Source organism: Gilliamella sp. App6-5, assembly GCF_001690525.1.
In the GTDB taxonomy this organism is placed as follows: domain Bacteria; phylum Pseudomonadota; class Gammaproteobacteria; order Enterobacterales; family Orbaceae; genus Gilliamella; species Gilliamella apicola_H.
Genome location: NZ_LZGT01000079.1, coordinates 23,718 through 32,962, shown reverse-complemented (window position 1 = coordinate 32,962; position 9,245 = coordinate 23,718). Strand labels below are relative to the sequence as shown.

The window sequence follows — 9,245 nt, the reverse complement described above, 5'->3', positions numbered from 1 at the left end:
GCTTTTCTGGTGTTCGTTGGGGGATACGTTTTTTACGTTTAGCTCTAATATTAAGTTTTAACTCACAATACACCCGATACACCCGTTTATGATTCCATTTATAGCCGAGCTTTCTGATGCGATTAAAACATTTGGGAAAGCCCCAGCGTAAATGCCGGTCTGTGATAGCATTCAACACCGAAATAATCACCGAATCATCCGGTAACTTAGGTTGATGATAGTAAGCACAACGGCTTAAGCCAACAATGGCACAACTCATAGCAATAGTAACTGAATGATTTTGTTGTAGTTGCTGTGCCCACATTTTACGTACCTTTGTGGGCACTAAAGCTTTTTTATGATTTCTTCCTGAAGCTGGGATTTTAAGCTCAGTTCGGCAAACATCTGTTTAAGTTTACGGTTTTCGGCCTCAAGCTCCTTTAAACGTTTAATATCAGAGGTTTCCATTCCGCCGTATTTTTCTCGCCATTTATAGAAAGTTGAATTTGCCATGCCATATTTACGGCAGAGTTCCTTGACAGGAATACCTGCTTCAGCTTCTTTTAAAATAGCGACGATTTGATGTTCAGTCATTTTTTTCATAATTGAATCCTCTTTTACTTTTATCATAGAGAATTTTCTACTTTTTTGCTGTACTATTTTAGGGGATAGTTACAATACAACAACACTAGATGGTGTAAAGTCCAACTAAAATATTCTATGTTACATGTTTAAAGTAAAGCAGATATGAACACATTATCGTAGTAGACCACATCATTCCGAATAAACTTGAACTGGCCTTAATACCTAAAGACCAAGCAATAATATTATTCCGTGATGCTGTCGCTACGCTTGAACAGTCGTCAGTATTATCCGTGTAAATTAATGAATTAGGTTAAACAATGAAATTATCACATATCGTTCACACATTGCGCCATTTTAGTCCTAGCTTTGAAGGTCGTGTTGGGGGGGCTGCTGAATTTTCAGCTATCAAAGATACGGCATTTTTAAAATTACCTGCCGCTTATGTGGTTCCGCTTGATGATAGCGCACAAGATAACCAGTCACAAACAGATTATTGGCAAAATGTGACAGAGGGGTTTGGGGTTATTGTTGTATTAAAGCCTCTTGATGAGCGAGGGCAACACGAAGCATACGACATTGTCGAAAATATAAAAACCGAACTTTGGCGAGCATTGCTGGGTTATGAACCTTCACCAGCGCATCACCCCATTCAATATGATGGTGGGGATTTACTCGATTTAGATCGAGGGAGAATTTTTTATCAATTTAATTTTAGTGCAGTACGCGAAGTTGGATTTGAAGATACACGCCAATCCTTTGATTTAAACGCTATTGATAACCCAATTCCTGATCCTGATTGGCAACCCGATCCAAACAACCCTGATATTACCGAACCTCCGCAGTATAACCCGTTAAACATTGGAAACTTCGATACCCTATCAGGGGTTATTAATGAGCTGGATTCGGGGGTAACTGTGAATTTTCAAAATAACAATATCTATGAGAGAGACAATGATAATTAAATCTGTCAATAACAAACAGGTATATGATCCAGATAATGGGGATTATTTACCAACTAACGGTCGTAATGTTGAGTTTAACCAATATTGGGCAAGACGACTTACAAATAATGATGTTGAAGAAGTCACAAACATCAAAGTAAAACAAGAAAAAAAGGTAGCTAAAAATGACAATTAGTTTTAACAACATTCCTAGTAATATAAAAGTTCCTCTATTTTATGCGGAAGTGGATTCCTCTGCGGCCAATACAATTCAAGATAGCGGTGCTTCATTAATTATTGCTTATCCGCTAGCGGATAGTACCATTGAACGTAATAAGCTCATTATTATGTCGTCTGTAGATCAAGCTAAAAAACTCGCAGGACGAGGCAGTCAATTATCTAGAATGGTTGAAGCCTATCGCAATATCGATAATTTTGGTGAGCTTTTTGTCATCGCTGTAGATGAACCCACAGCAGGCTCGAATGCATCTGGTACTATCCAAATATCAGGCACCGCAGAAGAAACAGGCACATTAAGTCTCTATATTGGTAACAGTAAAATTCAATCGAGAGTAACCGTTTCTGATACTGCAGAAAGCATAGCAAATGGACTGCATAATGCGATTAATGCTCATCCTGATTTACCTGTTACCGCAACCGTGACGAATAGCACAATAACGCTAACAGCCAAACACAAAGGATTGAGCGGTAATGATATTCCTCTGTGCTTTAACTACTATGGCACAATCGGCGGAGAAGAAACACCAGACGGTTTAAATATTGTTATTACTCAAATGTATGGTGGAACAGGCACTCCAGATTTAACGCCCGTTATTGCCGCCATGGGTGACAAACTCCTTGATTTTATCGCATTTCCATTTAATGACTTATCATCTTTGGCAACATTTAATCATGAAATGGATGATACTACAGGTCGTTGGAGCTATGCGCGCCAATTGTATGGACATGCTTATACTGCTAAAAAAGGCGATTTATCCGAACTTATAGAGTTTGGTGATAAATTAAATTACCAACATATTACTGTTGCAGGTTATGAGAAAACCATTCAAACGGGTATTGATGAATTAATTGCGATGCGAACTGCTCGTAATGCTGTATTTATTCGTAATGATCCGGCTCGCCCAACGCAAACGGGGTTATTAAATGGTGCATTGCCAGCATCCGATAGTCACCAATTCACGCTTACAGAGCAACAATCATTATTAAGCCACGGTATTGCGACAGCATATGCTTCTAGCGGTAATTTATTAATTCAGCGAGATATTACCACATATCAACGTAACAGTTACGGTGTAGCCGATAATAGTTATTTAGATAGTGAAACACTTCATACACTCGCTTATGTATTACGTAAATTACGTAGTGTGATCACATCGAAATACCCGCGGCATAAATTGGCAAATGATGGAACCAGATTTGGTGCTGGGCAGGCAATTATCACCCCTTCCGTCGCTAAGGCAGAAATCAACGCCACTTATCGTCAATTAGAATTACTAGGCTTAGTTGAAAATTTTGATGTGTTCAAGAAGAACTTAATTGTTGAACGAAATGTCAACGATCCGAATCGATTGGATGTGTTATTCCCACCCGATCTCGTTAATCAATTACGCGTTTTTGCTGTGTTAGCACAGTTTAGATTGCAATATCCAGAGGAGAAAAACTAATGACACAACGACGTATTGCTGGAACAACTTATATTAAAGTTGATTCCAACCAACTATCATTAACAGGCGGTATTGAAGTCCCGATGAATACTAACGTTAAAGAAAGCATTTTGGGGTTAGATAATAGCGTTCACTACAAAGAAACATTCCGTGCACCCTACATTAAAGGGACATTTAAAGTACCGGGCGATTTTCCAATCGACAAGTTGGTGTCGAGTGATTCAATGACCGTTACCGCAGAACTGGCCAACGGCAAAGTTTACGTTTTGTCTAATGCCTGGGTTGAAGGTGAAGTCAATCACAATGCCGAAGAAGGTACAGCAGAAATCGAATTTCACGGTGAAGAAGGATTTTATCAATAATGAAAGAAATTAAATTATCACAGCCGATTATGGCACACGGCAATGAGTTACATGTACTGGAATTAAAAGAGCCAACAGTCAAAGATATCAAAAAATTAGGCTTCCCATTTGATAGCCAAATGATTGGCGACCCTAAAAAAGTGGCCGATTACATTGTTGCGCTAGGTAACGTTACACCAAGCTCTGTTGAACAGCTCACCCCGTATGATTTTTTAATGATTACAGGTGAAATCATGATGTGCTTTGGCCCAAAGGAGAGGGAGACAATACCTACAGTGGAGGAACAGGCGACAGTGAAATAATCACAATCGAATATCTTGTAAACCTTTGTTTTGACCTCGCCAAGTACTGGCAACTCTCCCCCTTTTATATCATAGAAGAACGTTCACTATCCGAAGTTTTTGAATTATGTGAACAAGCAAATCGCATAGAAAATAGCAAGGAATCATAAATGGCAGGCTTTAACTTAAAAGCAGTAGTGACATGTGTTGATAAGCTGTCACCTCAATTAAACAAAATGAAAGAAAAACTTGAGGAGTTCCAAAAAAAAATGAACGAATCAGGATTTGGCAAACTTGGTTTAAAAGATGCTGTAACGGGCCTTTCTATTTCTCAGCCATTTGTAAAAGGGGTGGAGGATGCGATGGCATATGAAGAAATGATGGCGGATCTCAGAAAGGTTGTTGACTTTGATACGCCTGAACAATTTAAACAAATGGGGCAAGATATTCGTGAAATGTCATTACGTTTGCCAATAGCAGCAAAAGATATCGCCTCTATCGTTGCTGCAGGTGGTCAGGCAAATATCCCAAAGGATGATTTGATACAATTTACTGAAGATGCCGTAAAAATGGGTATTGCATTTGGTACCTCAACTGAAGAGGCTGTCAGTAATATGGCTACTTGGCGAACGGATTTAAAACTCACTCAAAGTGAAGTTGTTGGCTTATCCGACAAGATCAATTTATTGAGTAATGCACAAGGTGTAAAAGCAAAAGATATTTCAGATGTAGTCACAAAAATGGGGACGCTTGCGGCAACATCTGGGGTTAGTGCTGATAAATTAGCGGCATTAAGTTCAACAATTATTGCAACGGGGACAAATACCGATCAGGCAGCCACGGGTATTAAAAACTTTATGTCGACGCTGACATCAGGTATAGGAGCGACTGAGGAGCAACAAGAGGCATTGCAACAGTTAGGCTTCACATCAACTCAAATAGCAAAAGGAATGCAGAAAGATGCCGAAGGGACAATTATGTCGGTACTTGAATCATTAGGTGAAGTGTCTAAAGATCGTCAGTCGGCTGTATTAACCATGTTATTCGGTAAAGAAAGTGTTGCAGCTATATCGCCATTGCTCGACAATATGGAGCTATTAAAAACAAACTTTAATCGGGTTGGTGATGCTTCTCAATATGCTGGTTCAATGCAGAAAGCATATGAATCCCGTTCAAACACGACCGCAAATAAATTACGACTTTTTGACAATGCGCTAACCAATATTAGTTTATCAATTGGTGACGCCTTATTACCGGTATTTAGTCAACTATTAGAGGAGTTAACACCGCTGGTTATTTCATTCGGGCATTTTATTCAAGAAAACCCTGAACTAGTGAAGATGGCTGCGATGGCGGTTGCGGGGTTAATTGGGTTACGGATTGCGTGTGCGGGAGTGAATACTATTGTTGATGCACTATCAACAGGGATCGATATTTACAATGGCGTACTCAAAGCTAATGAATTGGCAACAAAGTTTCACACAGCAGCTCAAATAAAATTATCAAATGTATTTAAAAAGGTACGTGCAGCATCAATGGCTTTGAATGCTGTAATGGCTGCGAACCCAATAGGATTTATTATGACTGGTATTGCTATAGCAGCAGTGTTAATCATTACATATTGGGATGATATTGTTAAATTTTTCCAGTGGCTGTGGGGGGTAATCAAGCCTTATGTCATGCCTATTTTTGATGTTTTTATTGACGGATTCAAAGCTGGAGCGGCACTCATTGAAGAAGGTTGGAATGCTGTGATTAAGTTTTTCAGTGAGTTATGGGAATTTATCAAACCATTTATTATGCCTATTATTGACTTCTTTATAGCAGGCTTCAAAGCAGGCGGTGAAGAGATTGTAAAATCATGGCAGGTGGTAAGTCATTTCTTTAGCGATCTATGGGAATTTATTCAACCTCATGTAATGCAGATCATCGATGTATTTGTCGAACCTTTCAAAGACGCTGGTGAAGCTATACCAAAAGTGTGGGAAAGTGTTCAGAATTTCTTTAAAAACTTATGGGATAATGTTAAGTCTGGCATCGAGCCGTTACTAGACGTGTGGAACTCTATTTTTGGTGAAGATGAAAAGAAAGTAAAAGTTACGGTTGATACAGCGAGTTTACCGAAAGAAATGACCCGTCCAATGGTTGCATCCCCATATTATCAAAAACCGCAAATGCCACTCAATAACTTTTCAAATAGTAATGCAAATCGAAATAGCAACGGTGAATTGGTTGTGAAGTTTGAAAATGCACCACAAGGAACCGTTGTAAAACAAACCAAGCAAGCATCAGGTTTTAATACTAAAGCTGATGTTGGCTGGAATCCATATGCTTTAGGAATATATTGATGAATTTCATGAATTGGTTAAATAATTTATTGCCGGCTAGTTTTCGTGGTGTACCGTTTCAAGTTAGCGGTACATCATCTGAATTCGGTCGGCGCAATCAAACACATGAATACCCGTTTAGGGATGTACCCTATACCGAAGATCTGGGACGTTCAGCACGTAAAAATAAAATTGACGCCTTTGTGATTGGTGATGATCACAAAGAACAAACTGAAAAACTGATAGAAGCAATCGAGGAAGAAGGCGCAGGGATACTCATCCATCCAATACTTGGTGAACTTAATGTCAATATTGTAGGTACCGCAACAATAAGTAACTCCGTTGAAAACGGTCGAATGAGTGTTATTTCATTCTCTTTTGTTGAGGCGGGTGAATTAATCTTCCCCGATTCATCTATTGCTACTGATGATGTGGTTGATGAAAATGCAGATAATGTAGATCAAGAGCTATTAGATGCGTTTGAAGATTTTGACTTAATCGATGCGCCCGATTTTGTACAAAGCAGTATTTTGGATGACACCATGTCAATTTTAAATGACATCGCTGATGCTTATAATGCGATAACTCCCTATGTTAATGATGCGGTTAAAATCCTAAATGGTGATTTATCGCCCATTCTTGGTGCTGGTGGTTCATCCATTATTAATTCAATTAAAAATGTTTGGGAGAGTGCAACAAAATTCTCAAATTCTATAAATGGGTTAATAGCAAGAGTAAAAGTGTTTAACGGTATATCATTTATAAAAAGCATTTTACCCGGTGCGATTTGGTCAACCGATAGCAAATCCACCAAAAAAAGAAAGAAAAATCAAAACCTAATTAATACCGCGATTCGAGTAACCGCACTAACAGAAGCATCACGAATAATCGCGTCACTACCGAAACAGGTTGAAGATAAAAGAAAACAAGCGTTTGCTCCTGTCACATTAGAATCTACAAAAGATAAAAAAGAGAATTATTTCAGTCGAAGGGATGTTTTGCCAAATGGGAACATAAACAATCCACAGGCTAACATAACAAGCTCAACCATATCAACATCATCAACAGTTGAAAAAAGTAATACAATTTCATTTGATGATTTACTAGATATCAAAGATTCCATTAATGAATCGTTTGATAAAGAACTGTCAAGAACCGAGCATGATGGTTTATATATTGCACTAGTAAAATTAAAAGCTGCAGTTAACCAAGATATCAATGCACGCTTAATCAAAATAGAAAAAACTATTGTTTATATGCCTAATGAAGTATTGCCCGATTTAGTTTTAGCGCACTATCTCTATAACAATGCCACCCGTGGTGGTGATATATCGATTCGCAACAATATTCTTCATCCTGGTTTTATTCCCGTTAAAGAGCTGCGAGTACCCAAACCATGAGTGATAATAACGTTTTTTTAAAAGTTAACCGTAAGTACTTCGGTGGCTGGACTGATGTAAGTATTTCGGCCGGTATTGAACGGCTAGCCCGTGATTTTAATGTCACCATTACTCGACAATGGCCATCATCAGGTGATGACTCAGAAACAAAAATTGATGTTAAAAATGGTGATTTAGTCGAAGTGTATATCGATGATGATGTGGTTTTAACGGGTTACGTTGAAGCGTTGCCGATTAGATATGATGCAGGTTCGCTATCAATGGGCATTGTCGGCAGAAGTAAAACCGCAGATTGTGTTGATTGTAGTGCAGAACCCAAGCAATATAGCGGTAGTTCAACTATTCAAGTTATTCAAGATTTGGTGAAACCCTTTAAGCTAAATGTTATCAACCAAGGTAATGATGCTGGATCTCTGAGTATTCAAGCGGACCAAGGGGATACCGTTTTTGATGTCATTAGTAAAATAATGGGCATGCAACAAATTATTGTGTTTGATGATGAGCAAGGGCAAGTAGTAATTGGTGATATTGGTTCAGATGAGGCAAAAACAGCCTTGGTTTTAGGAGCTAATATTTTGTCGGCGGATACTGAAAAGAGTATCAAAGATCGGTATTCCGATTATTTTGTCTCAGGACAAAGCGTCGGTGATGATAAAAACTTTGGTGAAGCAACGCTCGCATCTGTGAGATCTACATCTAAAGATGAGGCAATTCTGCGTTATCGTCCATTAATTATAAAGCAGTCTGGCGACTCGAATAACGGTACTTGCCAAGAACGCTGTGAAATGGAAAAAGTGCTGAGGGCAAGCAAAACCAGAGAAGCCACTTACACCGTACAAGGCTGGCGACAAGGTGACGGCACGTTATGGAAACCGAATCAAATGGTTGTCGTTAATGATCCGCTACTTGGTTATGATAATGAAAAACTGGTTATTGCCGAAGTTAAATACAGCTTAAGCAGTCGTGGAACGTTATGCGAATTAAAAGTAGGACCCGTTGAAGCCTATTTGCCTGATAAGAAGAAAACCAAGAAGAAAAAAGGTAAGCAATCCGATGGCGAGGTATTCTAATGCGTAAAGTTTTAAATAAAATAATGAACCTTGTATCTAGGGGCTATATCACATTCAGTAACAGTGCAAGTAAATGCCAAACGTTGCAAATCAAAATGTCAGGTGGCGAACAAAAAAGTGATGTCGAGCATATAGAACCATACGGCTTTACGTCGCGTCCGCTTGACGGAGCAGAAGCGGTAGCGTTATTTTTAGACGGCGATAAGTCGCATGGTGTGATTCTTGCCGCTGGCGATCGTCGCTACCGTATTAAGTCGCTTAAAAAAGGTGAAGTTGCTATTTACACAGACGAAGGCGACTCCATTATTTTTAATCGCAATAATGAAATCAATGTAAAAACTAATAAATTTATTGTGAATGCTGATGATGCCATAGAGTTAAATACAAAAAACTTAACAGTTAACGCATCATCAGCAACACAGTTTAATACACCATCATTAAAATCGTCTGGGGAAATAGAAGACAAAACTAGCACTATTTCAAATATCAGAACTATTTATAATGGTCATACGCATAACGAAACAAACTCGATTACACAAACGCCTAATCAATTATTAGAATAACTCTCACTTCATTACATCAACCGTCATCAGACGGTTTTTTTATGGCTAAAAC

General features: G+C 38.7%; 10 protein-coding genes and 1 pseudogene. 9 read left to right on the top strand and 2 right to left on the bottom strand.

All coding sequences use genetic code 11. The features are described from left to right. Both A9G24_RS09770 and A9G24_RS09765 read right to left on the bottom strand, forming a co-directional pair. The coding region (locus tag A9G24_RS09770) for an IS3 family transposase (protein ID WP_442902764.1) at window positions 1–259 on the bottom strand (259 nt) is incomplete at its 3' end. A gap of 100 nt (window positions 260–359) precedes the next feature. Then, a pseudogene (locus A9G24_RS09765) lies at window positions 360–582 on the bottom strand (transposase); the annotation flags it as partial. A 299-nt stretch (window positions 583–881) separates the two neighbouring features. Here A9G24_RS09765 and A9G24_RS09760 point away from each other — a divergent pair. The 9 genes from A9G24_RS09760 to A9G24_RS09720 all read left to right on the top strand — a co-directional run bounded on the left by A9G24_RS09760 (window position 882) and on the right by A9G24_RS09720 (window position 9,193). Next, window positions 882–1,526 (top strand): phage tail terminator protein, encoded by a 645-nt coding sequence (locus A9G24_RS09760; protein ID WP_065638843.1) that lies wholly within the window; start codon window positions 882–884, stop codon window positions 1,524–1,526. After that, window positions 1,516–1,701, top strand: coding sequence for a DUF2635 domain-containing protein (locus tag A9G24_RS09755; RefSeq protein WP_065638842.1), 186 nt, complete (start codon window positions 1,516–1,518; stop codon window positions 1,699–1,701). The genes A9G24_RS09760 and A9G24_RS09755 overlap by 11 nt, the downstream gene beginning before the upstream one ends. Beyond that, complete coding sequence (locus A9G24_RS09750) at window positions 1,691–3,190, top strand: phage tail sheath subtilisin-like domain-containing protein (RefSeq protein ID WP_065638841.1); 1,500 nt, start codon at window positions 1,691–1,693, stop codon at window positions 3,188–3,190. Before A9G24_RS09755 ends, A9G24_RS09750 begins: the two co-directional genes overlap by 11 nt. Next, entirely contained in the window at window positions 3,190–3,552 is a 363-nt protein-coding gene (locus A9G24_RS09745; RefSeq protein WP_065638840.1) for a phage tail tube protein, read from the top strand. The genes A9G24_RS09750 and A9G24_RS09745 overlap by 1 nt, the downstream gene beginning before the upstream one ends. Further along, window positions 3,552–3,854: a phage tail assembly protein gene (locus tag A9G24_RS09740; RefSeq protein ID WP_065638839.1), complete on the top strand. Its 303-nt coding sequence runs from the start codon at window positions 3,552–3,554 to the stop codon at window positions 3,852–3,854. The genes A9G24_RS09745 and A9G24_RS09740 overlap by 1 nt, the downstream gene beginning before the upstream one ends. A gap of 149 nt (window positions 3,855–4,003) precedes the next feature. After that, window positions 4,004–6,181 (top strand): phage tail tape measure protein, encoded by a 2,178-nt coding sequence (locus tag A9G24_RS09735; RefSeq protein WP_065638838.1) that lies wholly within the window; start codon window positions 4,004–4,006, stop codon window positions 6,179–6,181. Next, entirely contained in the window at window positions 6,181–7,560 is a 1,380-nt protein-coding gene (locus A9G24_RS09730) for a DNA circularization protein (protein WP_081303156.1), read from the top strand. Before A9G24_RS09735 ends, A9G24_RS09730 begins: the two co-directional genes overlap by 1 nt. After that, window positions 7,557–8,630: a phage baseplate assembly protein gene (locus tag A9G24_RS09725; protein WP_065638837.1), complete on the top strand. Its 1,074-nt coding sequence runs from the start codon at window positions 7,557–7,559 to the stop codon at window positions 8,628–8,630. The genes A9G24_RS09730 and A9G24_RS09725 overlap by 4 nt, the downstream gene beginning before the upstream one ends. Then, window positions 8,630–9,193, top strand: a complete 564-nt coding sequence (locus tag A9G24_RS09720; RefSeq protein ID WP_065638836.1) for a phage baseplate assembly protein V — start codon at window positions 8,630–8,632, stop codon at window positions 9,191–9,193. Before A9G24_RS09725 ends, A9G24_RS09720 begins: the two co-directional genes overlap by 1 nt. Window positions 9,194–9,245 lie beyond the last annotated feature (52 nt).